Annotated in this window: 24 protein-coding genes; 14 read left to right on the top strand and 10 right to left on the bottom strand. The window is 49.5% G+C overall.

All coding sequences use genetic code 11. From position 1 onward, the window contains the following. Window positions 1-53: 53 nt before the first annotated feature. The gene (locus ACXAGC_RS16170; RefSeq protein WP_474845443.1) at window positions 54-836 is read left to right on the top strand and encodes a type 2 periplasmic-binding domain-containing protein; all 783 of its coding nucleotides are present in this window, start codon (window positions 54-56) and stop codon (window positions 834-836) included. Here the strand turns inward: ACXAGC_RS16170 and rluB are convergent. From rluB to ACXAGC_RS16145, 5 genes are read right to left on the bottom strand one after another with little or no spacing between them, the layout of a single operon-like run. Next, entirely contained in the window at window positions 815-1,696 is an 882-nt protein-coding gene (gene rluB, locus ACXAGC_RS16165) for a 23S rRNA pseudouridine(2605) synthase RluB (protein ID WP_474845441.1), read from the bottom strand. The two genes, ACXAGC_RS16170 and rluB, sit on opposite strands and share 22 nt — an antisense overlap. Beyond that, a complete protein-coding gene (gene scpB, locus ACXAGC_RS16160; RefSeq protein WP_119500901.1) occupies window positions 1,689-2,324 on the bottom strand; it encodes an SMC-Scp complex subunit ScpB in 636 nt (211 codons plus the stop codon). The genes rluB and scpB overlap by 8 nt, the downstream gene beginning before the upstream one ends. Further along, on the bottom strand, window positions 2,311-3,144 hold the full coding sequence (locus ACXAGC_RS16155; protein ID WP_303574621.1) for a segregation and condensation protein A: 834 nt from the start codon (window positions 3,142-3,144) through the stop codon (window positions 2,311-2,313). Before ACXAGC_RS16155 ends, scpB begins: the two co-directional genes overlap by 14 nt. 32 nt (window positions 3,145-3,176) lie before the next feature. Beyond that, complete coding sequence (locus ACXAGC_RS16150) at window positions 3,177-3,797, bottom strand: L-threonylcarbamoyladenylate synthase (RefSeq protein ID WP_303574622.1); 621 nt, start codon at window positions 3,795-3,797, stop codon at window positions 3,177-3,179. A gap of 12 nt (window positions 3,798-3,809) precedes the next feature. Then, entirely contained in the window at window positions 3,810-4,655 is an 846-nt protein-coding gene (locus ACXAGC_RS16145; protein ID WP_474845953.1) for a PHP domain-containing protein, read from the bottom strand. A 267-nt stretch (window positions 4,656-4,922) separates the two neighbouring features. On the opposite strand from ACXAGC_RS16145, the gene ACXAGC_RS16140 reads away from it, so the two are divergent. From ACXAGC_RS16140 to ACXAGC_RS16090, 11 genes are all read left to right on the top strand, one after another. Beyond that, window positions 4,923-6,512: an anthranilate synthase component 1 gene (locus ACXAGC_RS16140; protein ID WP_474845438.1), complete on the top strand. Its 1,590-nt coding sequence runs from the start codon at window positions 4,923-4,925 to the stop codon at window positions 6,510-6,512. 2 nt (window positions 6,513-6,514) lie between these two features. Next, entirely contained in the window at window positions 6,515-7,129 is a 615-nt protein-coding gene (locus ACXAGC_RS16135) for an aminodeoxychorismate/anthranilate synthase component II (protein ID WP_119500897.1), read from the top strand. Then, complete coding sequence (trpD, locus tag ACXAGC_RS16130; protein ID WP_119500896.1) at window positions 7,122-8,156, top strand: anthranilate phosphoribosyltransferase; 1,035 nt, start codon at window positions 7,122-7,124, stop codon at window positions 8,154-8,156. The genes ACXAGC_RS16135 and trpD overlap by 8 nt, the downstream gene beginning before the upstream one ends. Next, entirely contained in the window at window positions 8,149-9,546 is a 1,398-nt protein-coding gene (trpCF, locus tag ACXAGC_RS16125; protein WP_474845435.1) for a bifunctional indole-3-glycerol-phosphate synthase TrpC/phosphoribosylanthranilate isomerase TrpF, read from the top strand. Before trpD ends, trpCF begins: the two co-directional genes overlap by 8 nt. A 22-nt stretch (window positions 9,547-9,568) precedes the next feature. Next, window positions 9,569-10,762 carry a tryptophan synthase subunit beta gene (gene trpB, locus ACXAGC_RS16120; RefSeq protein ID WP_119500894.1) on the top strand — a complete coding sequence of 398 codons (1,194 nt, stop codon included), beginning with the start codon at window positions 9,569-9,571 and terminating at the stop codon, window positions 10,760-10,762. After that, window positions 10,749-11,555 (top strand): tryptophan synthase subunit alpha, encoded by an 807-nt coding sequence (gene trpA, locus ACXAGC_RS16115; protein ID WP_474845433.1) that lies wholly within the window; start codon window positions 10,749-10,751, stop codon window positions 11,553-11,555. Before trpB ends, trpA begins: the two co-directional genes overlap by 14 nt. A gap of 13 nt (window positions 11,556-11,568) precedes the next feature. After that, entirely contained in the window at window positions 11,569-11,868 is a 300-nt protein-coding gene (locus ACXAGC_RS16110; protein WP_474845431.1) for a YciI family protein, read from the top strand. Window positions 11,869-12,064: 196 nt separating this feature from the next. Then, window positions 12,065-12,337 carry a PepSY domain-containing protein gene (locus tag ACXAGC_RS16105; RefSeq protein WP_303574632.1) on the top strand — a complete coding sequence of 91 codons (273 nt, stop codon included), beginning with the start codon at window positions 12,065-12,067 and terminating at the stop codon, window positions 12,335-12,337. A 5-nt stretch (window positions 12,338-12,342) separates the two neighbouring features. Then, a complete protein-coding gene (locus ACXAGC_RS16100; RefSeq protein WP_303574633.1) occupies window positions 12,343-13,017 on the top strand; it encodes a response regulator transcription factor in 675 nt (224 codons plus the stop codon). Next, complete coding sequence (locus ACXAGC_RS16095; RefSeq protein ID WP_474845428.1) at window positions 13,014-14,339, top strand: ATP-binding protein; 1,326 nt, start codon at window positions 13,014-13,016, stop codon at window positions 14,337-14,339. Before ACXAGC_RS16100 ends, ACXAGC_RS16095 begins: the two co-directional genes overlap by 4 nt. Window positions 14,340-14,715: 376 nt before the next feature. Continuing rightward, a complete protein-coding gene (locus ACXAGC_RS16090) occupies window positions 14,716-17,526 on the top strand; it encodes a bifunctional aconitate hydratase 2/2-methylisocitrate dehydratase (protein WP_474845426.1) in 2,811 nt (936 codons plus the stop codon). Between the two features lie 119 nt (window positions 17,527-17,645). On the opposite strand, the gene ACXAGC_RS16085 is transcribed toward ACXAGC_RS16090, so the two are convergent. The 5 genes from ACXAGC_RS16085 to ACXAGC_RS16065 all read right to left on the bottom strand — a co-directional run bounded on the left by ACXAGC_RS16085 (window position 17,646) and on the right by ACXAGC_RS16065 (window position 22,533). Beyond that, on the bottom strand, window positions 17,646-18,797 hold the full coding sequence (locus ACXAGC_RS16085; protein WP_474845424.1) for a HupE/UreJ family protein: 1,152 nt from the start codon (window positions 18,795-18,797) through the stop codon (window positions 17,646-17,648). 11 nt (window positions 18,798-18,808) lie between these two features. Beyond that, window positions 18,809-19,861 (bottom strand): hypothetical protein, encoded by a 1,053-nt coding sequence (locus ACXAGC_RS16080; RefSeq protein WP_474845422.1) that lies wholly within the window; start codon window positions 19,859-19,861, stop codon window positions 18,809-18,811. A gap of 43 nt (window positions 19,862-19,904) precedes the next feature. Further along, window positions 19,905-20,387, bottom strand: a complete 483-nt coding sequence (locus tag ACXAGC_RS16075; RefSeq protein ID WP_474845420.1) for an Ig-like domain-containing protein — start codon at window positions 20,385-20,387, stop codon at window positions 19,905-19,907. Between the two features lie 7 nt (window positions 20,388-20,394). Continuing rightward, window positions 20,395-21,987: a DUF4331 domain-containing protein gene (locus ACXAGC_RS16070; RefSeq protein ID WP_474845418.1), complete on the bottom strand. Its 1,593-nt coding sequence runs from the start codon at window positions 21,985-21,987 to the stop codon at window positions 20,395-20,397. A gap of 216 nt (window positions 21,988-22,203) precedes the next feature. Further along, complete coding sequence (locus ACXAGC_RS16065) at window positions 22,204-22,533, bottom strand: MliC family protein (RefSeq protein WP_474845416.1); 330 nt, start codon at window positions 22,531-22,533, stop codon at window positions 22,204-22,206. Between the two features lie 170 nt (window positions 22,534-22,703). On the opposite strand from ACXAGC_RS16065, the gene fdhD reads away from it, so the two are divergent. Together fdhD and ACXAGC_RS16055 are read left to right on the top strand one after the other, a co-directional pair. Beyond that, window positions 22,704-23,483 carry a formate dehydrogenase accessory sulfurtransferase FdhD gene (fdhD, locus tag ACXAGC_RS16060; RefSeq protein ID WP_474845414.1) on the top strand — a complete coding sequence of 260 codons (780 nt, stop codon included), beginning with the start codon at window positions 22,704-22,706 and terminating at the stop codon, window positions 23,481-23,483. Then, window positions 23,473-25,746, top strand: a complete 2,274-nt coding sequence (locus tag ACXAGC_RS16055) for an FdhF/YdeP family oxidoreductase (RefSeq protein ID WP_474845412.1) — start codon at window positions 23,473-23,475, stop codon at window positions 25,744-25,746. Before fdhD ends, ACXAGC_RS16055 begins: the two co-directional genes overlap by 11 nt. Window positions 25,747-25,760: the final 14 nt, after the last annotated feature.

Genomic DNA, 25,760 nt, shown 5'->3' with positions numbered 1-25,760 from the left:
TGCATTGATAGGCTTGTGTTACGACTAAAGTTTAAGTGAACAGGACGAATACGATGCGACGCGCTATCACTCTTCTCGCTGCCGTATTGCTTTCAGGTCATGCTTTTGCGGCGAAAGATACTTTCTTTGTAGGTGTCGAAGACAGTTCAGGCAGACAGGTCCACCCGGTAAACGGTGGCAAATATCACCCGGTGCTCGATGCGGTGATGACAGCATTTGCTCTTGAAGAGGGCTTTGAACTGGAATATGTGCCCCTTCAGGGCGACGCTTACGATCAGTGGTTTAAAGAAAACATGATTGATTTCCGCTTTCCGGATCACCCCCGCTGGTCTGCCACAGACGGCACGCTGTTTTACAGCCAGCCTGTGGTCGGTATTTGTGAAATCACCCGTGTGTTGCCTGAGAATCAATGGATGCGAATCCCCGACGTGACTGCACTGGGTATTATTGAAGATCAGCCGGTTTCCAGTGACTGGTTAGAACAGGAACGAAAAGGCTACACAAAAATAGTGTCATTCTCTGAGCCGACACACCTGTTAAAGGCGCTGGTTGACGGTGAGGTTGATGCCATTATCACAGACAGCGAACAGCTGAATGATGCAACTGCAGCACTGAAGCTGTCAGGTAAACGCATTGTGGCATCAGAACATATTCAGGATAAGAAAGAGAGCCTGCGGATTTCCAGTGAGCAGTATCCGGCGATGCTGGAAAAATTAGATGAATTTCTCAAAACGCACCGCGGGCTGATTGCTCAGGTTGCCCGCCGGCACGGTATTGATAACGGGCGTACCTGTTTAAAGAAACGCCCTTCCAGTCAGTCAGAGCTGGCTGACTGATTACGTTGATGAGACTGCCGTGTACGGTGTTTTTTCACCGAGCGGCGCATACGGGTAAGGCGGGCATGATCAAGTTTACCCTGTCTTACATCCACCAGCGTTTGTGTTTCATCGTCCAGTTGCACCAGTTTACGAAGGGCATTTAACTGCTCCAGCGGCAACTCTACCCAGGCCCCCTGCGGTAAACGCTTTTGCAGCTCCACCGGTCCGTAGCGCACGCGAACGAGACGGCTGACCTGCATTTCCTGAGACTCCCACAAGCGACGTACCTCGCGGTTACGGCCTTCAGACAACGTCACGTTGTACCAGCGGTTCATACTCTCTTCTTCACCGGCAGGCTTAGAACGGGCTTTGATTTCAGTAAACCGCGCCAGACCATCTTCCAGTTCAACCCCTTTGGTCAGCGTGTTCAGCGTTTTACCGGACACTTCACCGAATACGCGTACAGCATACTCACGTTCAACTTCACATTTAGGGTGCATTAAGCGGTTTGCCAGTTCACCGTCATTGGTGAATAACAACAGGCCACTGGTATTGATATCCAGCCGTCCTACGGCAATCCAGCGTCCCACGCGGATAGCTGGCAGACGGTCAAATACTGTGGGGCGGCCTTCAGGATCGTGACGGCTGCATAATTCACCTTCCGGCTTGTTATACATCAATACACGGCATACCGGTTTTTCTGCCTGACGGGATAACAGATGACCGTCTACACGGATTTGCTGGCCGGGTTCAACACGGTCGCCCAGTGTCGCAATTTTGCCATCTACCGATACCCTTCCGGCTTCTATCCACCGTTCCATTTCACGGCGGGAGCCCAGTCCCTGGTTTGCCAGGACTTTTTGCAACTTTTCACTCATTTTCTTCTCGCTTTTGTTCAGCGGTTTCAATCGCACGGTCGTCGTCAGACGGTGCCTCCAGTGTAGCCGTCGCAGGCGGCTGTTCGTTGTCTTCAAGCCCTTCAAAAACCTCAGATCCGGGTAAATCGGCCAACGACTTTAACGAAAAATAATCCAGAAACTGTCTGGTAGTGGCATATAACGACGGTCTGCCCGGCACTTCTTTGTGCCCTACCACTTTTATCCAGTCTCTTTCTGTCAGGGTACGGATAATATTACTGCTGACTGCCACCCCGCGTACCGCTTCAATTTCGCCGCGGGTTATGGGTTGACGGTAAGCAATTAACGCCAGTGTTTCCAACATTGCACGTGAATAACGGGGCGCGTTTTCCTGCCACATGCGGCTCAGCCAGGGGCTTAAGCTGTCCAGTGACTGAAAACGATATCCGCTGGCCACTTCAACCAGTTGAATCCCTCTGGGCTGATAGTCCAGCACCAGCTCTTTGAGCACCTCGTTCAGCGCCCTTTCACTGACTGTAAATTCAGCCAGCACAGACTCACGCAGTGCCAGTTTAGTCATAGGCGCATCGGCAACAAACAGCGCGGCCTCGACCAGTTGCTTAAGCTGGACTTTATTAATCTTCTTCATGACGGCCCAATTTTACATGAATTCTGGCAAATGGTCCTGTCTGAACGCACAATAAAAGCTGTTCTTTTACTAATTCCAGAATCGCCAGAAAAGACACCACCACACCTGCTCTGCCTTCTTCCGGCGTGAATAACGCATCCAGCGGTGTGTAGGTCTCACTGTTTACCATAGCCAGAATCTGGCTCATGCGCTCACGGGTACTCAGCGCCTCCCGCTCAATTGTATGATGCTCAAATGCAGCAGCCCGCTTCATGGCATGGCTGAATGCCAGCACAAGCTCCTGCAGTGACACATCCGGCTCTATCCGCACCGGTTGCACACTCAGAGCCACATCAGCCTTCACTGCAAACACATCACGCTCCATACGGGGCTGTTCATCCAATGATTGTGCAGCTTCTTTAACGGCTTCGTATTCTCTTAACCGGCGGATAAGCTCCGCTCTGGGGTCTTCTTCATCTTCAGGTTCATCGCTTCGCCTTGGTAGCAGTAACCGGGATTTAATTTCAGCCAGAATCGCTGCCATCAGCAAATATTCGGCAGCTAATTCCAGCTTCAATGTTTTCATAACCTCCACATACTCCATGTACTGCGCCGTGATATCTGCCACGGGTAAGGTTACGATTTCGAATTTTTGTTTGCGGATAAGGTACAAAAGAAGGTCCAGCGGGCCTTCAAAGGTTTCCAGAATGACTTCCAATGCGTCGGGGGGAATGTACAGATCTGACGGCTTTTCAATGACCGCTTCGCCGTTGATAAACGCCAGTGGCAAAGGTTGCTGAACGGGGTCGCTTACTGCCGCCGGCGTTTGTTCGTCTGTCATCTTACGTGCTGTTCGTCCGTGCTATGATTGTTTTACAGGAACGGTGACGGGTCGCCACTGCCTTCCCTGATCACTTCCGCATTGCCTTCAGAGAAATCGACAATGGTGGTGGGATCTTCACCAAGATACCCGCCATGAATAATCAATCCTACCTGTTTTTCCAGCCTGTCACGGATTTCATCAGGATCTGACTCTGCCATTTCTTTACCCGGCAGGATCAGTGATGTGGACATCAGCGGTTCATTAAGGGTTTCCAGCAACTTAAGTGCAATCACGTTATCCGGCACACGGATCCCGATGGTCTTCCGCTTCGGGTTTTGTAACCGGCGGGGTACCTCACGGGTGGCTTTGAAAATGAAGGTATACGGGCCCGGTGTGTTGTTTTTAATTTGCCGGAAGGCGGTGTTATCCACTTTGGCATAAAACGATAATTCGGACATATCACGGCACATCAAAGTGAAGTTGTGGTCGTGCTCGATTTGCCTTATCTGGCAAAGGCGTTCCAGCGCTTTTTTGTCTTCCATCTGGCAGCCAATGGCGTAGCCGGAATCAGTGGGATACACCACTACCTCGCCCTGCCGGATTAACTCCACAGCCTGATTTAACAATCGCTGCTGTGGATTTTCAGGATGAATATAGAAAAATTGACTCATTACAATGTCCTGTTACTGATGGGCGGGCAGTGCCCAGTCATGCCAGACTGGCTTGAGGTGAGAAGCGATACCTAAATTACGCCCCAATTCTGTCCACCTGGACGGGAAGTGAAAATCAGAACCCGCCGAAGCCAAAAGATTGTGCTCGCTGGCAAGCTCGTTGATAAGCTTTTGCTTGTCAGGATTAATACCGGGAAAAGCCGTTTCGATGGCCTGTCCACCGTGATGTGCAAAATCATTGACCAGACGGCGCAACCATTTTGCCGTTATGTCATAGTGGGCGGGATGAGCAAGTACAGCCTGACCACCGGCAGCACGAATATGAGATATGGCTTGCTCCATGCCGGGCCACACAGCCTTAACGGCGGCCCGTTTCCCTTTTCCAAGATACTTTTTAAAGGCCGCATCCATGGTCGCAACACCATATTCATTAACTAATACGCGTGCGAAGTGTGCACGGGTCACCTGCCCCACACCGGCAAGATTCAGCGCCTTTTCAAGCACACCGTCAAAACCGCATTTTTGCAGCTTTTCACCAATTTTAACCGCACGTTCCTTGCGTATTGTACTTTGCTCAGCCAGAAAGCTGTTGAGTGATGCATCTTCCACATCCACATTTAAGCCGACGATATGAATATCGAACCCATGCCAGGCGGTGGAGATTTCAACGCCGTTAATGATCGTCATCACACGCTTTTGCTTTGCCTGAGTTTGGTGGGCAAGCGGTAAACCGGCGAGGGTATCATGGTCGGTAATGGCCAGCACATCCACCTGCATGGTGTGCGCGCGGAGCACCAGCTCTTCCGGCGTTAAATGGCCGTCGGAAAATTTTGTATGACTATGTAGATCGATTTTCAATGTCTTATGCAAATTTACGGTTGACACAACTTCGTTTTTGTTTTCTTCTATAGGGCATATTATACGTACTAACGCCTTCGATGCCTATCGAAGTTTATGACAGAGAAATCATGCGTAATCAATTATCAATCAGCACTTTAGTAAAAGCAGTTTGGTGGTGGCACTCCCTGAAGTAACGGGCGGTGTACGCGTGAGTGCGTAAAAGAACACAATAAAGGCCCGTTTAACGGGCCTTTTTTTTTAATCGCAGTTGGAGAAAATGCGACAATGAGTTTAGCTGAACTGGGCACCCAGCCCGGCAAAGTGGAAACAATCGAACAGTCAGGTACCTACCTGAACGATCCGTTAGCCGCCTTTGCCCACCTTTGTGCCGGAAAATCAAATGCACTGTTGTTAGAATCAGCAGAAATTGACAGCAAGGACGACTTGCAAAGCCTGCTGATGGTAGATGCCGCGATGCGCCTTGTGTGCAAAGGTAATCAGGTTATCTGCACTGCACTGACCCCCAACGGCGAATCTGTATTACCGCTGATTGAAGCACAGCGCCCGGACAATACCAGTGTTGTCAGAGACGGAGTAACGGTAACGCTCACCTGCCACGCTGCGGATAATGCCCTGGATGAAGACAGCCGGCTGAAAGCGGCCAGCGTATTCGACGCACTGCGGTTACTGGTTCAGAAAATCACGCCAATCCGGCAGCATCCCCACGCCGTCTTTCTGGGTGGTGTATTTGCTTATGATCTGCTGGCCACATTCGAAAACTTACCTGATGTACCCGATGGCGAAAATGACTGTCCGGACTATGTATTCTATCTGGCAGAGACCTTACTCACTGTCGATCATCAAACCCGCCAGACCCGTTTAATCGGCAGCGTATTCAGCGGCCCTAACGTGGCGCAAAGTTATTTTGATGTGGCACAGCGACTGGAGCGGCTGCAGGCCAGACTCACAGATATACCTGCGAGTACTGCCACTATCCCGCCCGGGGCTCAGGATGCTATGGATGTGGATGTCGACAAAGACGATGAAACCTATAAGCAGGACGTTGTCGACTTAAAAGCCAATATCCTTTCCGGTGACATTTTCCAGGTTGTACCTTCCCGCACTTTCTCCTTACCTTGTCCTGACCCGTTAACCGCATACGCTCAATTAAAAATCAGTAATCCAAGTCCTTATATGTTTTATATGCAGGATGCAGACTTTACTATATTCGGCGCGTCACCTGAGTCGGCAATCAAATACGAGAAATCATCGAATCAGGTGGAAATTTACCCCATCGCCGGTACCCGCCCCAGAGGCAAACGGGCGAATGGTGAAATCGATCCGGATTTGGACAGCCGCATTGAACTGAATTTGCGTGAAGATGACAAAGAGAAAGCCGAACACATTATGTTAGTCGACCTGGCCCGTAACGATGTGGCGAAAGTAAGCCGTCCGGGCACGCGTTTTGTGAAAGACCTGCTGAAAGTAGACCGCTACTCTCACGTGATGCACCTGGTTTCCCGGGTCGTGGGTCAGTTACGAACCGATCTGGATGCGCTGCATGCTTATCAGGCCTGCATGAACATGGGCACCCTGGTCGGCGCACCAAAGGTCAGTGCGGCCACATTAATCCGCCAGGTTGAGAAGAAACGCCGGGGAAGCTATGGCGGCGCTGTGGGCTACTTAAACGGGAACGGCGATATGGATACCTGTATTGTTATCCGCTCAGCGTTTGTGAAAAACGACCGTGCCTATATTCAGGCAGGCGCCGGTGTGGTTTACGACTCAGATCCCCAGTCTGAAGCCAATGAAACCCGCACCAAAGCGCAGGCTGTCATCAACGCGGTTCGCCGCTCTTTGAAACAGGGAGCCTGATCATGAAAGATAAAATCACCGTTTTTCTGCTCGATAATGTAGACTCCTTCACCTATAACCTGGTTGACGAGCTACGGGCACTGGATTTACACATCATTGTGTACCGTAACACGGTAGATGCAGACATGTTGTTCTCCCGCATGCAGCAGGAAGCAGAAAAAGCGCCGGTATTGCTGTTATTGTCGCCGGGTCCGGGTGCGCCCCATGAAGCCGGTTGCATGCCCGCACTGATTAAAAAGGTACAGGGTGTTTTTCCGGTATTGGGTATATGCTTAGGTCACCAGGCTATCGTGAGTCATTACGGCGGCGTGGTCGACCGGGCCAGAGAGGTAATGCACGGCAAATCATCGCCCATCAGTCACTCCGGCGAGGCCATGTTTTCAGGTCTGGCTAACCCGCTGCATGTGGCCCGTTATCATTCTCTTGTGGCTACATCATTACCGGCAGGGTTAGAAACCATTGCCAGTTTTGGTGACACCACCATGGCGGTTTATCACCCCGAAGACAAAATGCTTGGTTTCCAGTTTCACCCGGAGTCAATTCTCACCGCAGACGGAAGCCGTTTACTACTGCAAAGTATTCACTATTTAACCGACAAGGAGTTGGAACATGTATGATGCCTCTCCCCTGCTGGACCTGTTATTTGCTAAAGAGCATCTGAGTCAGGCGCAGTCTTTTGCTTTATTTAACAGCATTATGCATGGCGAACAACCTGATCTGATTTTGGCAACCGTGCTTACTGCATTAAAGCTGAATGGCGAATCACCCAATGAAATCGCCGGTGCTGCCAGTGCCATGGTGTCAAACGCGCTGCCTTTCCCCACGCCGGACTATCCGTTTGCGGATATTGTCGGCACCGGCGGTGACGGACATAACACCATTAATATTTCCAGTGCGGCGGGTGTGGTAGCCGCCAGTTGCGGCGTAAAAGTCGCCAAACACGGTAACCGCAGCGTCTCCAGTAAATCCGGCTCTGCGGATATATTCAGACAGTTCGGTATTAATCTGGAAATCAGCCCAGAGACAGCAAGACAATGTCTGGACGATGCGAACTTCTGCTTCCTGTTCGCACCGGTTTATCATTCAGGTATGCGTCACGCTGCGCCCATCCGCGCGGCACTGAAAACCCGCACCATTTTCAACATTCTGGGTCCACTGGCAAACCCTGCCGGCCCTACCCATGGTTTATTTGGTGTATATTCTCCGGAGCTTCTTGAGCCGTATGCCCGCACGTTGATGCTGCTCGGCCAGCACCGGGCCATGATTGTTCATGGCGACGGACTGGACGAACTGGCTCTGCACGGCGAATCTCACATCATCGACTTAGAGCATGGTGATTTACGCACACTGACCGTGACGCCTTCAGACTTCGGTTTACCTTCATACCCTCTTGAGGCCATAGCCGGCGGTGAACCGGATGAAAACCGCAAAATGGTGGAAGCCGCTCTGGCCGGCGAAGGTCAGGAAGCACACAGGGCCGCCATTGCAATGAATTGCGGCGCGCTGTTGAAACTTACCGACACCGTGACCACATTCAAAGACGGTGCGGAAATGGCCATGGAAGCCATGAAACAGGGCAAACCGTTAACCACGCTTAACGCCGTGGCAAAAATCAGTCATCAGGAGAGCAGTAACGATGAGTAATGTGTTAGAACGCATCGTCGCCGATAAACGTGTGGAGTTAGAAGCACGTATGGCAGCCATGCCGTTAGCCACGTTTAAAGATTCACTGACACCATCAAATAAAAGCTTGTTCGATGCATTAAGTCAGCCGGATGCCGGTTTTATTTTTGAATGTAAAAAAGCATCGCCGTCTAAAGGGCTCATTCGCCCTGTATTCGACCTCGACGAAATTCTTGCCGCTTATAAACCTTACGCAGCAGGCATTTCCGTGCTCACTGATGAAAAGTATTTTCAGGGCAGCTATGACTATCTGGCTTATGTGACTGAGCGGGTGTCACAACCGGTTCTGAACAAAGATTTCTTTGTAAACGAGTATCAGGTTTATCTGGCCCGTCATTATAACGCTGATGCTATTTTGCTGATGCTGAGCGTGCTGGACGACGACACTTACCGCACTCTCGCCAGCCTGGCTGACAGCCTGGCGCTGGATATTCTTACCGAAGTCAGTAACGAAAAAGAAATGCACCGCGCCATCGCGCTGGAAGCGAAAATCATCGGCATTAATAACCGTGATCTGCGGGATTTGTCCACCGACCTCGCCACCAGCGAAAAACTGATCCCTATGCTGGAGAAGGCAAGTCATGATTTCGTTGTGATTTCTGAGTCCGGCATTTACACCCACCAGGATGTACGCCGCTTAGCGCCGCTATGCCAGGGCTTTCTGGTCGGCAGTGCGCTGATGGCTCAAAAAGATTTACCCGAAGCGGTGCGTGCCCTCATTTACGGCGACATCAAAATATGCGGCCTGTCCCGTGCAGCAGACGCTAAAGCTGCGTTTGACGGCGGCGCCAACTATGGCGGACTCATCTTCGCAGAAAAGTCTAAACGTTGTGTAACGCAGGAGCAGGCGCGCACGATTACTGAGACAGTGCCGGGCCGTTATGTGGGTGTATTTGTCGACCAGCCTGTGGATGACATTGTCAGTGCCGCGCGTACACTTAGCCTGTTTGCCGTTCAGTTACACGGCAGCGAAGATGCGGCTTTCCGCCAGACATTGCGGGCAGCATTGCCTGCTGAGTGCCAGATTTGGCAGGCGGTTGGCATATCCGGCGACTTACCGCCGCACCTCAGCGATTTGCCGGGCGAAACAGTAACAGATCGCGTACTGCTGGATTGTCAGGTAGGTACGGAAAAAGGCGGAACGGGACAGTCATTCGACTGGTCACTGCTGGATGATGTGACAGACAAGAAAAAACTTATCGTTGCCGGCGGCATTCATGCCGGTAACCTGGTCGCTGCGCTCGAAACCGGCGCGGGCACCATAGACGTAAATTCCGGAGTAGAAGATGCTCCGGCACAAAAATCTGCTGAAAAGCTGGCGGCGCTGTTCGCAACAGCACGACGCTATTAATTGATGATCAACAGGATTATTCATGAACCAACTTGATTCAAAATTCGGGGATTTCGGGGGCATGTACGTGCCCGAGTTGCTTATTCCCGCGCTAGACCAACTCGAGAAAGAATTTATTGATGCCAAAGAAGATCCGGCATTTCAGGAAGAGTTTTCAGCACTGTTAAAAGATTATGCAGGTCGTCCTACGGCGATGACGCTGACGCGCAATCTGGTTACAAACCCCAAGGTTAAGCTGTATCTGAAGCGTGAAGATTTACTGCATGGCGGTGCGCACAAAACCAACCAGGTACTGGGTCAGGCATTGCTGACTAAGCGTATGGGCAAAACCGAAGTCATTGCCGAAACCGGTGCAGGTCAGCACGGTACGGCGACAGCACTTGCCTGTGCACTGCTGGGTCTGAAATGCCGCATTTACATGGGTGCGAAAGATGTTGAGCGTCAGGCACCGAACGTATTCCGTATGCGTTTAATGGGTGCAGAAGTCATTCCTGTGAATGCTGGTTCAGGCACCCTGAAAGATGCGGTTAACGAAGCACTCCGTGACTGGTCTGCCAATTACGATAAAGCGCACTATCTGCTGGGTACCGCGGCCGGCCCTCACCCGTTCCCGCATATCGTACGTGAATTCCACCGCATGATTGGTGAAGAAACCCGTGCGCAGATCATGGAAAAAGAAGGCAGATTACCGGACGCCGTGGTTGCCTGTGTTGGCGGCGGCTCGAATGCTATCGGCATGTTTGCTGACTTCATCGACGAACCTTCTGTGAAGCTAATCGGTGTCGAGCCTGCAGGTAAAGGCCTGCACACCAAAGAACACGGTGCCACCATTTGTACCGGTTCGAAAGGCATTCTGCACGGTGCATACACGTATATTATGCAGGACAAGCAAGGTCAGATTGAAGAAAGCTACTCTGTGTCTGCCGGTCTGGACTACCCTGCTGTTGGTCCTCAGCATGCCTATCTTGCGGATACCGGCCGCGCTGAATATGTTGCAGTTACTGATGAAGAAGCGCTGAATGCCTTCCAGTTGCTAGCCCGCAAAGAAGGTATCATACCGGCGCTTGAGTCTTCCCACGCGCTGGCCCATGCGCTCAACATGGCGGACGAGGCAGAAGAAGAAACCATTATCGTGGTGAATTTATCGGGTCGCGGCGACAAAGACCTTGGACACGTGATCAAGATTCTGGGAGAAGATTTTAATGGATCGCTATAGTGATATGTTTGGCCGGCTGAACGCCGGTAATCGCGGTGCGTTTGTTCCTTTCGTCATGATTGGCGATCCGGATATCGACACGTCTGAAAAAATTATCTGTCAGTTGATTGAAAGCGGCGCAGACGCTCTTGAACTGGGTATTCCCTACTCAGATCCCATTGCTGATGGCCCGACAATTCAGGCTGCAAGTATTCGTGCTCTAGGCAACGGCGTCACACCGGATGCCTGCTTTGAGATGCTGTCCCGCGTCAGAGCAAGATACCCCGATGTGCCTATGGGCTTATTGTTATATAGCAACCTGGTGATGGCCAAAGGGATCAAAGCCTTTTATCAGCAGGCACACGATGCCGGTGTTGATTCAATTCTGGTGGCGGATGTACCGCTTCGTGAAGCAAAACCCTTTATATCTGTAGCCAATGAAACCGGCGTTGCCCAAATTCTCATCGCGCCGCCTAATGCAACAGAAGAAACCTTATCGCAGATTGGTGAACACTCGCGCGGCTACACTTATTTACTGGGCCGGGCTGGTGTGACCGGCGTGGAAACCGCTGCAGATATCCCGGCAGAGTCATTAATTGCCAAATTATCGGATTATGCATGTGCACCGCCAATTCTTGGCTTTGGTATTTCAACACCGGAGCAGGTGTCGACAGCCATCAAAGCCGGCGCTGCGGGCGCAATCAGTGGTTCAGCCACCGTTAACATCATCGCCAAACATTTGGATGATGTGCCGGCCATGCTCAGCGCACTTGATGCCTTTGTTACCGGCATGAAAGCCGCTACGGAAAAATAAGGGAAGAAATACGATGTTCTATATGATTTGTGCAACCGACGTGGAAAACAGTCTGGAAAAGCGTCTGGCCGCCCGCCCTGCTCACCTGGCACGTCTGAATGCGTTAAAAGACGAAGGCCGCTTGCTGATTGCCGGCCCCTTCCCTGCTATTGACAGTGAAGATCCCGGCCCGGCCGGATTCACCGGTTCCCTGGTTGTCGCTGAATTTGACTCTCTGGAAACCGCGAAAGCCTGGGCTGAAGCCGACCCGTATGTGGAAGCCGGCGTCTATGACAATGTCGTAGTTAAACCCTACAAGAAAGTATTGCCGTAACCGGTTACGGAAACAAAACGGGAGCCGGCGGCTCCCGTTTTTTTATTGCGGGATTTAGAAATTTTAAAGTAATGAATTTGCAGCAATTAACAAAAGTCAGATTCGATTCAGCCAATGTTCATTTATAACGGTTATGCTAGGATACGAAAATTAGAGAATGCCGGACACCGTGTCCTGAGCACCATCCTGAGGCTGTATGAATATCGTTAAAACCCTGTTTCTGACTGTGTTACTGCTCATAGCTTCGCTATCGCAGCAGGCCGCTGCCGTTCAGGAGCAGGCGCAACAGATAGATCGCAGTCAGGCCGCGACAAAAGCACAACAACATGAAAAAGGTCGGGTGTTGCGGGTCGACCAGACCCGTACAAAATACCGTGTAAAAGTGCTGAAAAAAAATGGTCGTGTGGTGTCGGTGGATGTAGATAAGAAAACCGGCAAAGTTCAGCCGGCAACGGACAAGGATAATTAAGACAAATGCGCTTATTAATTGCCGAAGACGACAGTCGTCTGCTAACCCAGTTAGATGCTTTGCTACAGCAAAACGGCTACAGCGTGGACCTCGCAGACAATGGTAACAACGCCTTATATCAGCTTCAGGAATACAATTACGATTTAGCTGTCATTGATATTGGTCTGCCGGGTATTGACGGATTCGACGTGATCCGTAAAGCCCGTCAGAATGATGTTCGTACACCGGTGCTGATCCTGACCGCCAGAGACCGCTGGCAGGAAAAGGTAGAAGGTCTGGATGCCGGTGCTGATGACTACCTAACCAAGCCATTTCACAATGAAGAGTTACTGGCCAGAGTAAAAGCTTTGATCCGCCGTGCTTCCGGTCAGGCAAATCCGTCTATTCAGTTTGGTCCGGTATGTCTGGACACAGTTGCCGAAGAAATTACTCTGAACGACGTCCGCCTGGATCTCACGGCTTACGAGTACAAGGTCATGGAATACCTGATGCTGAATCCGCAGAAGATTGTGTCGAAAACAGAACTGACAGAGCATATTTACGATCAGGACTTCGATTTAGACAGTAACGTGATTGAGGTATTTGTAGGACGCCTGCGGAAAAAACTCGATCCTGACGGCACGCTGAAACCTATTGAAACACTTCGTGGCCGCGGCTACCGCCTGAACAGAGATCTATGACCCGTCTGTCTCTTCGTCTTCGCAGTGCCCTTCTGGCACTGCTGGCGCTGGCTATTTTTATTCCGGTGACCGTGCTGACTCTGGACAAAGCCTATACGGAAAGTCTCACTCAGGCGAAACATAACGAATTAAAGCTGATGAACCTGGCACTGGTCTCTGCATTTGAACTGGACGGTGATGTGCCTTACATGCCGGAACTGTTGTACGAAGAGCAGCTTAATTTGCCGGATTCAGGCTACATAGGCATTATCGTTTTCCGCAATAAAGTGGTCTGGAAATCGGCTTCAGCGTTGCACAATGAGGTGATCGCTACCCTGCCCGCACCCGCAACCGGCGATGAAGAATTTATCACGGAAGACTGGGGTGCACTCAGTAACACCGGCAGCTATTTCAGCTATGCGTTTACGGCCGAATTTGCAGCCGCTGACAGCTTCGAACCGGTTCATTTTTACATTATGAACAGCCGTCAGGAATTCAACCTTGAGCGTGACGCATTCACCGGTACATTGTGGAAATGGTTGCTCCTGCTCGCTGCCGGACTTCTTGTATTGATCATCGCGGGCATTACTTTCGTGCTGAATCCTGTGCGGGAACTGATTAATGAAATACGGCTGACAGCCAGCGGACGCCAGGGTGCACTCACCCGCCGTTATCCGAAAGAGTTTACCCCGCTAAAAAACAGCATTAACCGGCTGCTTGAAGCAGAAGCCCAGCAACGCAGTCGCTATAAGAATAGTCTCGGTGATTTGGCTCACAGCCTGAAAACGCCGCTGGCTGTTGCTATGGGCACCAATAATCTTCCCGATGATGCCCATGACTCACTTACGCAAATCAACAATATCATCCAACGCCAGCTCAAACGGGCTGCAGCAGCCAAAGCCGGCTGGCAAGCCAGTGTCACGGTAGCGCCGCTGGCGCGAAAACTACTTAATGCAATGGAAAAAGTGCATCGTGACCGTTCACTTAACATAAACATGGCAGGTGATACCGGCTGTCAGTTCAAGGGCGATGAAACTGATTTGATGGAAATGATGGGCAACCTTTTGGACAACGCCTGTAAAGCAGCCAGCGCATCGGTACTTCTCACCCTTGAACAGGAAGAGGGCTGGAGTCATATCCGAATAGAAGATGACGGGCCGGGCATCCCCCCGGATCAGAAAGACGCGCTGCTTGAACGGGGCGAGCGTCTGGACACCTATGCAGAAGGCCAGGGGATCGGCATGGCTGTCGTTGCCGATCTCGTTGCTATTTATGAAGGGAGGCTGGATATTGCAGACAGTACGCTGGGCGGCGCAGCAATAACATTGTCATTTCCTGTGTAATTACAGTTTGTGTGCGTTATGTTTACTTTTCAATCTGGTACAACCATAACCACTATGAATGCTTACCATAAATACAACACTATAATTTATCCCAATTGGTAAAACCAATCTGACGCGTCACCGTAAATCACATTTACCTGAATCCCATAAACTAATGATTTTTATGATCAATTTATAAATCGCAAATCATAAACAAAGAAACCAAAAATCGACATGCAACATCTGTTTTACATAAGTATGTTGCATGACACCCCCTAATCACTTTCTGTCATTACGTAATCACTAAAAATCAGTTAATATGTCCCTCATTTTTATACGCGTATAGCTAAGACCGTCTTAATTCTACGCCCGAGTGAACCAAGACCGAGAGAAAATTATGAGTTTGTATTCAGAATATCTGGCAGAGATCGAAACCCGTAAAACGGAACTAGGTCTTAACCCGAAGCCAATAGACAGTGCTGATCTGCTGTCAGAAATCATTGCTCAAATTAAAGACACAGCAAATGAGCACCGTGAAGACTCTTTAAAATTCTTTATCTATAACACCCTGCCCGGCACCACGAGCGCGGCTGGTGTTAAAGCACAATTCCTGAAAGAAATTGTTCTTGGCGAAGAAAAAGTAGAAGAAATCACACCTGAGTTTGCGCTTGAACTGCTTTCTCACATGAAAGGTGGCCCTTCTGTAGAAGTATTACTGGACCTGGCATTATCTGATAACGAAGCAGTTGCCAAACCTGCTGCAGAAGTGCTGAAAACACAGGTTTATCTGTACGATGCAGACACCGGGCGTCTGGAAGCGGCTTATAAAGCAGGCAACCCAATCGTCAAAGATATTCTGGAAAGCTACGCGAAAGCAGAATTCTTTACCAAGCTTCCTGATGTACCAGAAAAAATTGAAGTTGTTACTTATATCGCTGCTGAAGGTGATATCTCTACTGACCTGCTTTCTCCGGGCAACCAGGCACACTCCCGTGCCGACCGTGAACTGCACGGCCAATGTATGATTACGCCTGAAGCACAACAGGAAATCGTTGAGCTGGGTAAAAAGCACCCTAACGCTAAAGTCATGCTGATTGCAGAAAAAGGCACCATGGGTGTAGGTTCTTCTCGTATGTCTGGTGTGAACAACGTGGCACTGTGGGCCGGTGAGCCTACCAGCCCTTACATTCCTTTCGTAAACAAAGCCCCTGTTGTTGCCGGTACTAACGGTATCGCTCCTATCTTCCTGACAACCGTTGGTGTAACCGGCGGTATTGGTCTGGACCTGAAAAACTGGGTTAAGAAAACTGACGAAAATGGTGAAGTGATTCGCGATGCAAATGGCGACCCGGTACTGGAAGAAGCGTACTCTGTTGCTACCGGTACAGTTCTGACCATCGATACCAAAGCGAAGAAACTGTACAACGGTTCTGAAGAACTGGCTGACGTTGCTGACGCGTTTACGCCACAAAAAGTTGAATTCATGAAAGCCGGCGGTTCATACGCTGTTGTTTTCGGTAAGCAACTGCAAACTTTCGCAGCTGAAACGCTGGGTGTAACTGCACCAGACGTTTACGCGCCATCTAAAGAAGTATCACACGAAGGTCAGGGCCTGACTGCTGTTGAGAAAATTTTCAACCGTAACGCAGTCGGTGTGAATTCAGATTCTCCATTACATGCTGGTTCAGACGTACGTGTGAAGGTAAACATTGTAGGTTCTCAGGACACCACAGGCCCGATGACCTGTCAGGAACTGGAATCCATGGCGGCTTCAACCATCTCTCCAATTGTTGATGGTGCATACCAGTCTGGCTGTCACACTGCGTCAGTTTGGGATAAGAAAGCGCAGGCTAACATTCCTAAGCTGATGTCTTTCATGAACAATTTTGGAGTTATCACTGCCCGTGATCCTAAAGGCGTTTACCACTCAATGACTGACGTTATTCACAAAGTGCTTAACGACATCACTGTAGACGACCGCGCAATTATCATTGGTGGTGACTCGCACACCCGTATGTCAAAAGGTGTGGCATTCGGTGCTGACTCCGGTACGGTAGCACTGGCACTGGCAACAGGTGAAGCGGCAATGCCTATTCCTGAGTCTGTGAAAGTGACCTTTAAAGGTAGCATGAAAGAGCACATGGACTTCCGTGATGTTGTTCACGCTACACAGGCACAAATGCTGAAGCAATTCGCTGGTGAAAACGTGTTCCAGGGCCGTGTTATCGAAGTTCAAATCGGTACGCTGCTGGCTGACCAGGCATTTACGTTCACCGACTGGACTGCTGAGATGAAAGCGAAAGCTTCAATCTGTATCTCTGACAACGAGACCATGATTGCATCACTGGAACTGGCGAAGAGCCGTATCCAGATCATGATCAACAAGGGCATGGATAACGAAGCGAATATGCTGCAAGGTCTTATCGACCTGGCAGACAAGCGTATCGCTGAAATCAAGTCTGGTGAAGAGCCAGCGCTTGCACCGGATGACAACGCAAAATACTTCGCAGAAGTCGTTGTTGACCTGGACCAAATCGATGAGCCGATGATCGCTGACCCGGACGTAAACAACGAAGACGTGTCTAAGCGTTACACCCATGACGTTATCCGTCCGGTTTCTTACTACGACGGCAAGCCAGTTGACCTGGGCTTCGTAGGTTCTTGTATGGTTCACAAAGGCGATATGCAAATCATTGCCCAAATGCTGCGTAACCTGGAAAAACTGAACGGTTCGGTTAGCTTTAAAGCGCCACTGGTTGTTGCTCCACCTACGTACAACATTGTTGATGAGCTGAAAGCTGAAGGCGACTGGGAAATTCTGGCGAAATACGCTGGCTTCCAGTTTGACGATGCTAAGCCAAAAGAAGCTGCACGTACTAAGTACGACAACATTCTGTACCTGGAGCGCCCTGGATGTAACCTGTGTATGGGTAACCAGGAAAAAGCGGAACCAGGTGACACGGTAATTGCTACTTCTACCCGTTTGTTCCAGGGCCGTGTTGTTGCTGATACGAGCGAAAAGAAAGGCGAATCACTGCTGGGCTCAACGCCGCTGGTAGTACTGTCTACAGTACTGGGTCGCTTCCCGACTACTGAAGAGTACAAGCAGGCTGTTGCAGGCATCGACCTGACCAAGTTTGCTCCGCCTTCAGAAGACCTGGCTGTTAAGCCTAAGTTCGAAGCAGATGTAGCGGTGAAGAACGTTTAATTAACGATTCTTAATACTGTTGAAAAAGCCCCGACTTTGTCGGGGCTTTTTTTTCAGGATGCACTGTTGCAGGTTTTAGCAGAGCTTCAGCCTGCGGGAGTGACAGGTATTAACAAAACTCAAAACCGCTGAACTGCCCAGTTGAGCGCAATCAGAGCAATAGCTGATGAAGCTAAAGGCATGACAGCAGAAGCATAAAATCGCATATGTCTTAATGCCAGAAGCAATGGCAGCAATAATAATACGACGACGAGTTGACCGAGCTCTACACCAATATTAAATGAAGCAATAGCTAGCAAAGGACTCTGTGCATCAGCTTGCAGTTCCCCGAACACACTTGCGAAGCCCATCCCGTGAATTAATCCGAAAGCGAATGTAACAATAGCCAGCCGGTGTATAACAGGCCAGATGTTATTGATTGCCGTCAGCATCACTGATATTGCAATACCAAATTCCACCCAGCGACCGGGAGGGTGATACCAGCCAAGGGCAGTCGTTGTCAACGTAACAGAATGGGCAACGGTAAATGCAGTTACAAGCCAGAACGTAGATTTAAGTACTTTACCTTTACTCAATTCGCCCTGCCATTGATTGTTTTTTCTTACCAGATTAACAGTCAGCAAAGTAGCTAACAGAAACAAAATATGGTCAATACCAATCCAGATATGAATAATACCCTGATACACAAAAGTAGTGATGGTTTGCCACACGGAAGCGCCGGACGCAGCTGACAGTGTCACTTGCCTGTGTTCATTCGTAAACACAGCAGTATGACTCTCTCCACCTATAGCCGCACTGAACAATGTTTGATGAGTGTCATCCTGCTCAAATATCCCCTGATAATCCACTGAAACATCGGTGTCGTAGGGGCAGTCGATTGTGAATGGAATAGCTATCAGGGCTTCGCCAGATATTAATTCCATTGCTACTTCATGAAATACCGGCGAACAGGCTGCACTACCCTGAGTAAATTGCAAAACAGCAGCTGCGTAGGCATGCAGATCAGGTTGAGCTTCTTTTACTTCATGCCAGACGAGTTTGCCATCAAAATTCTCATCCAGTTTCATCTCAATCTCGAGATCATATGGCATAAGAGAAAGTCGCCCGCTAAACTTCTGCGTATTGTCTCCGTTCAAAGTAATATATCCGTTGCTGAGTTCATGGGCTTTCACCCCCTCCGGAACGGTTATCATCAGGAATGACAAAATCATCAACCCGAATGCACGGTTGGTAACATAATCACTAGCGCGATAAAACGACAACAAAAACATGCCTGCTCCGGTTATTTTTCTTCTGATTCATTCTGGCTGTCAACGGCGCGTTCCAATAGTATCTTTTCGGCCCGGGTTTTCCCGTGCTCCCAATTCAGACGCGCATACTTCAGAGCTTTCAGGGGATCAGGTTGAATATCAAGATAATATCGTGCAAGTTGCGCCGCATGAACGCCATCGTCACGCCAGGCGCGCATAGCCACACGCTGTGCCATAGCTTGCGTCCACAGCGTTCCGTTTTTACTTAGTTTTTCTGCCTGCGCAAGTCTGAGCATAATGGCATCATCTACATTATCCGGATCATTAATAATGGGTGATAGCGTGTTGAGAACTCTATCCGGTTGACCCAGGGCAAGCTGAATATCAGCCCAAAGCGCAACACGACTCAACGGAACCTGATTAAAATCGACGTTATCAAGCCATGCACTGGCCTCTTCCGGGCGGTTAAGTTCAAGCGCCAAAGAAGCCAGAATTTCTCTGAGCCATCCATCAAGTGGTGCGGATGTGGCCACACCGGAATATTGATGTAACTGTTCAAGCTTTTTGTAATCATCTAAATCGGGAGATTGCTGCGAGCGTATATCCAGTAAACAAATTGCAGACAAGGCAGGTTCTCCGGTTCCGGCAAGAGACCGGCAGGCAGCTTCAGCCTCATCAGATTTTCCGAGATTGATTGCAATGGTCGCTTGCAATAACTGCGCAGAAGGTGTTTTTCCGTATTTCTCAGTGTACTGCCTGATTGTTGAAGCAGCATCAATAAAAGCATGTTGGTGTTGCTGTAATCTTGCCTTAAACAACAACATTTCCGGCTCAAAGTTTCCTGAGCTTATTACTGCATTTGTTAAACGAATTATGCGTCGAAGCGCTAACCCTGAACCGTTAAGTGATCTCGCTTCATCCAGTGATTTTTTTAACGAAGATAGCTCTGGCTTTTCTTCCGGCCCGGCTTCCCAACTTGCTACCACAGTTCTGTCGTCCGGATAGAAAATATCTGCGCGAACTGCAGAAGTTTGTCCCGCCCAAACGACAAAGGTAGCAACTAGTGTGCAAAAGAAGATTTTCAATATTTTTCCCCGTGACAACAGGCCGTCCCTGGCCTCCCGGTTATCAGTAATCCGTCAATAGATCATCGAACGCTGCGGGATCATCTGAATCGTTTTCAAACACCCTGCCATTTACAGGAAGCGGGGTTCCGGTTGCCGGCTGACTGAATGCGGAACGGACATAGGTAGAGACCATCACGTTCTCCGCTTCAACAATAATACCAATTGTACCGCTCACGGGGTCATTGACACCGTCACTGACAGTAAACGTAAAACTGTCTTCACCGGTAAATTCAGCATCTGGTGTGAATGTAAAACTACCATTGTCAGCGATTTCCACACTACCGTTGGCCGGCGATCCTTCCAACGAATAAACGAGCGTATCGCCGTTAGCGTCAGATGCTGTGAGCGTATCAGAAAATGATGTATCCACCGTGGTGGTAAAGTCTTCTGATATTACCTCAGGAGCATAATTGGTATCATCGTCATCGCTGCAGCCGCCGAGAATGATGCCTGTGACTGCGACTAAATATAGATGTTTCATCATGATTCCTTTATTCCGCTGAGCCAGAGATTGGGGTTGCAAGATAAGGAAAACCAGACATGGTCATGGAAGCGTCTACCGGAGCACCATCGGTAAACGGTACGTTTCCAACACTTGCATCTTCTGAAGTACAAAGACCTAAGTCAGTCGACTCACCATTTACCGGAATGGGATAACATAATGCTCCCATTACCACGCGAAGTGCGATATCAACTACGTCATCACCCGGACGCCGGCCGTTTGGAAAACCGGCAAGATCATCACCGGCAACGCCAAAGGCTGACTGTTCACCGGCTGGTGTTGCCGGAATACCCGTATTCAGACGCAGCATTTCCGACGCTGTTACCGTAGCTTGCTGATTTACTCCCGGAAAGCCGGTGAGAAACGCAGTGACTAAATCATTACGCGGAAAATTAGTTGGCGCGAGAGTTTCCAGATCTGTGCCCAGGGTAGTATTCACTGCATCGCGGAACAGGATATTAAGCAATTCAGGCAATACCGGATTGGTCACATAATCAGCAAATTGTCCGTCTGCAGACGGATGTGAACTGTTAAATTTGTCTTTATCGCCAAGCCCTATTACCAGTTCATTGACTAACGGGCTACCAAGCCGTGATACCTGTGTCATCGCTCCACCAGCAGCTGATGGCTTTTCGAACGTTGCATTTGGATTCAGGATTCTGGCCTGTGGCAAGCTGGCTGTAGTCCATGCGCCCACTGTTCCATTGCCGTCTCCGGTAATACAAGCGGCCGGAATTTCAACAGCGATAGAGGTCACGTTCTTGTCAGCGAGATCATCATTATCTTCGCTTTGAGTGATCCCTCCCGGAAAACCATCTCCGTCACCTGCACCGGGCGCACTGTCTCCTTCAACAGGAACATAATTGACCAGGTCAAAAGTGTCTCCCAGGTTAACAACAAACGGGTCTTTTCTCTGTCCAACAAAGACCTTGCCGGGGTTATCGCAGCCCGGTACAGCGAAATCATAAACATACTGACCGGCGTAACGCTCATATTCACTTGAACTGGTGAAAGTTTTATCACCAATATAATCCAGTGGTTTAGAAAACATTGCTGCTGAAGATGGTGTCAGTGGTGTTCTTTCACCGGTGCGGGCGTTACCACTAACCCATGTCATTGTGTAATGCTCAGAAAAGTTAGCATTACTTTGATCGTCAGCACTGACCGGCCCGATATTTTTTAGAGGCACTTTGATCATCTTCTGATCGCCTTCAGGACCAACCGGCAGAGCAACACCTTCATTATCCGCAGCTAGCATGGCACTGAACTGAAATGCGAGAGTAATGTCCTCCATCGCGTCGCCATCGTTATCAATGTGAATTGCATATACTGCATCCGGATCCATTGAAAAATAGTTTGGCCCGCCGTACGCATCCTGTAACGGAATGTAATTGGCTATCAACGTGACATACCCATCTCTGCCAGATTCGTAACTGTTAAACATGTAAAAATCTGTAGCATCGACGGTAGGAGCGCGTGTTATAGCCGGCGCCTCCCGGTGACTCGAAGCCATTGCAGTAGCAGAAATACCGGCAACCAGCGCAGCTGAAACAGCAAGAGTGAGAGGTTTGAATGTGGACATAATTTAACCTTTTTTCGTGAGTGAACATATAGCCATACGGGAGTGCAGGCTAATCAGATGCAAATAAATTAGTTTTTTTGAAAAAAATTGAAAAAACTTTGTAAATATTATGAGCCACTAATTGAGTTCCTGCCTGGAAAAGCAGGTTTATTTATTACAGCACTGAAAAAACAAAATGCTTATTGCGTACTTTTTCTTGTCATCACAGCGTCTGATTCACTCTCCGTCAACCAGGGCACATTGATATTCCTCATCACTGAGGGTGAGCGTCGCTTTTTTACCTTTGCTCCAGAACACCACACTGTTACCCGTATATTTCGCACCCGAGGCACTGATACCGGGCGTCAGCACCATGGCATTTGCTCCAATCTGCAGAATGGCTGTATTGTTGCCGTCCACCTGAAATATCACCGCACCGGCATCGCCACAGTCATATTGATAAGGGCGTCCGGCGATGGTTTCCTCTTTCCCGCCATTGTCACATGCGGTAAGAATAAGAATACTGGCTGACATCGCTATGCTATGAATTAGCGCTTTTTGCTTCACGAATTTCTCCTGACGTTAGTTTCCCTGTTTTGACCGCAACCGACCTGAGCCCTTACAGAACACTTGCTATCTATGCATACAGGGTGACGAATTGAGTATACGACTGTGCCCGTCCTGCATTTTCATCTAGTATGGCTCATCTTAGCCGATTAAACATTTTGTATGCATTAATGACAAAACCGGATTTACTTTCTGCTGACAACCATCGACTGCCTGACGATGAATCACTGCTGGTTGAAGAAGTGCCGCTGGCGGTTTCAGTCAATGACATCAGTCTGGTGGTGATGATGATCTCCCCTGACGATATCGAAGATTTCATTACCGGCTACTTTCTTACCGAACAAATCATTACTGCGCCGGTTGAAATTAAAGATATTCATATCGTACGCAACGAAGCCGGCATCGAAGCCAATGTCAGCCTTACCGGCCGCCGGGAACACCTGCTAAAATCACGGCGTTTTACACGGGTCAATGCAGGCTGCGGAATTTGTAATCACACCGCCCTTGAACAGGTATTTCCGCAACTTGACGCTGCGGTAAGCTGGGCTCCTGTGCCGGCCTGTGACTTCGGTTCACTCAGAGATGCTATGGACAAGCTGCAGGAAAAAGCCCGCAAGACCGGCGCCCTGCACGCCGCCCTTTACGGTTCAGGCAATGACATCGTACTCGGACGGGAGGATATTGGCCGTCACAACGCATTAGATAAAGTGATCGGTGCTGTGCGAAAACGCATAAAAAACCATGAAGAAGGTTATCTTGTTGTGACCAGCCGATGTGGTGTTGAACTGGTCCAGAAGGCAGTGATTGCAGGCTTTACCACACTGATAAGCTTTTCTTCTCCCACGTCACTGGCAGTGTCTTTCGCCAGGCAACACAAATTGAATCTGGTGTTTTTGCCACGAAACAACCAGCCTGTATTTTTCTCCCGCGAGGTTCAACATGGCAGTTAAATCCACTAAGGCAGGCGGTTTACCGTCAATTAAATCCACCGTGAACGAACTGATTAAAAGTAAGCAGGTTCGTCAGAACATGCTGAACCTGTATAAGGTGAATAAGCATAAGGGATTTGACTGCCCGGGATGCGCCTGGGGAGACGAAAAAGACGGTACATTCAGATTTTGCGAAAACGGTGCAAAAGCGGTGGCATGGGAATCGACAGAGATGACCATTGGTGCTGAGTTTTTCAGACAACATAGTGTGACGTATCTTAATAAACAATCCGATCACTGGCTGGAAAGTCAGGGTCGGCTGGCAGAACCGCTGCGTTACAATGCAGCAACAGACCATTATGAACAGGTAAGCTGGGATGATGCTTTTCACATCATTGCAGCTAAACTCAACGGGTTAAGCAGCCCTGATGAACTTGAGTTGTATACATCCGGCCGGGCGAGTAATGAAGCCTCTTTTGTCTATCAATTATTCGGACGTGCATTCGGCACGAATAATTTTCCCGATTGTTCCAATATGTGCCACGAAGCCAGCGGCATTGCGCTGAACCAGTCGGTAGGTGTAGGCAAAGGCACGGTGGTCCTGAAAGATTTTGAAAAAGCTGACACCTTGTTTGTGTTCGGACAAAACCCCGGTACCAATCATCCGCGCATGCTTAACGCCTTACGTGCGGCGTCAAAAAGGGGTGCGACCATTGTTTCGGTGAACAACTTAAAAGAAGTCGGCTTACAGAAATTTGCCAGCCCGCAAAAGCCTGCAGAGTTACTCGGTCTTGAAACTGTGCAAATAAGCAGTAAGTACGTTTCACCTAAACTGGGGGGCGATTATGCCGTTGCCAGAGGTATGGCGAAGGCCATTCTGATGCACCACAAAGACAGGCTCGACCATGAGTTTATGACTTCCCACACTTCAGGTTACGACGCGTATGCAACTGCTGTTGAAGCAACAAGCTGGCAGAGCATAGAAAAACAAAGTGGCCTGTCGCAAAGTACAATCGAAGAACTGGCAGCGCTGTTTTCTGCTTCACGCAAAACCATTTCTACCTGGGCGATGGGTATCACCCAGCATCTTTACTCAGTAGATACCATCAAAGAAATTGTTTCCCTGCATCTGCTCACCGGTGCCCTCGGGTTACCCGGTGCAGGACTGAGTCCGGTGCGTGGTCACAGCAATGTGCAGGGCAACCGCACGATGGGGATCCTGGAAGCACCGAAACCCGATTTTAATCAGCGCATGAATGAGACTTTTGGCTTCAATCCGCCGGAAAAACCCGGACACCGTGTGTTTGATATGCTGAGCGCCCTGCATGAAAAGCGCAGCAAAGTACTTATTTGCCTTGGCGGGAACCTGGTGGCTGCCGCAGCAGATACCCCCTTTACCGCCGCTGCTGCGGGCAATGCTGAACTGCTGGTAAACATCGCAACTAAACTCAACCGCACTCACGTTACCGCTAAACAGGACGCCCTGCTGCTGCCCTGTTTAGGCAGAACAGAAATCGACATGCAGGCCACGGGCAATCAGGTGATTACCGTAGAAGACACATTCAGTATGGTGCACGGTTCCAGCGGCAGCACATCACCGCAAAGTAACAACCTTAAATCGGAAACAGAGATCATCTGCCGTATCGCCGCTGCAACTCTGGGTGAGAATACGCCGGCAGACTGGCTGTCACTGAAAGACGATTACAGCCTGATCCGCGACCTTATCGCGAAGGTTATCCCCGGGTTTGAGAATATGAATGATAAGATAGCCGAACCAGGCGGCTTTCATTTGTACAACGCTGCAGCAAACCGGGAATGGCGGAATAAAGAGGGTAAAGCCCTGTTTAACCACAATGCCTTACCTGAAAATTTGTTCAGCGAAGGCGTGATGGCAAAAATCGCAGCCAGTGATACGCCGGTTTTCACCATGCAGACATTGCGCAGCCACGACCAGTACAACACCACGATTTACGGCATGAACGACCGTTACAGAGGCATTTTCGGTGAACGTAATATTGTGTTCATTAACCCGCAGGATTTAGCCAGACTGAATATACGTGAAGGCAGTCTGATAGATGTTGAGACCGTGTGGGATGACGATGTCACCCGTAAAATTTCACGCTTTAAAGCGGTCAGCTACGACATTCCTCAGGGGAACGTTGCGGCCTACTATCCGGAAGCGAACCCGCTGGTGCCCTTCAACAGTGTGGGGCAGCAAAGTGCCACCCCGACCTCAAAAGCGGTACCGGTCATCATTACACCGGTCAATGTAATCGCCTTATAAAGGTAATTTCACTG

This window comes from Alteromonas sp. AWJ4_197 (assembly GCF_056160285.1).
Note: the sequence above shows the minus strand (reverse complement) of the source record. Positions and strands in the feature narration are given on the sequence as shown.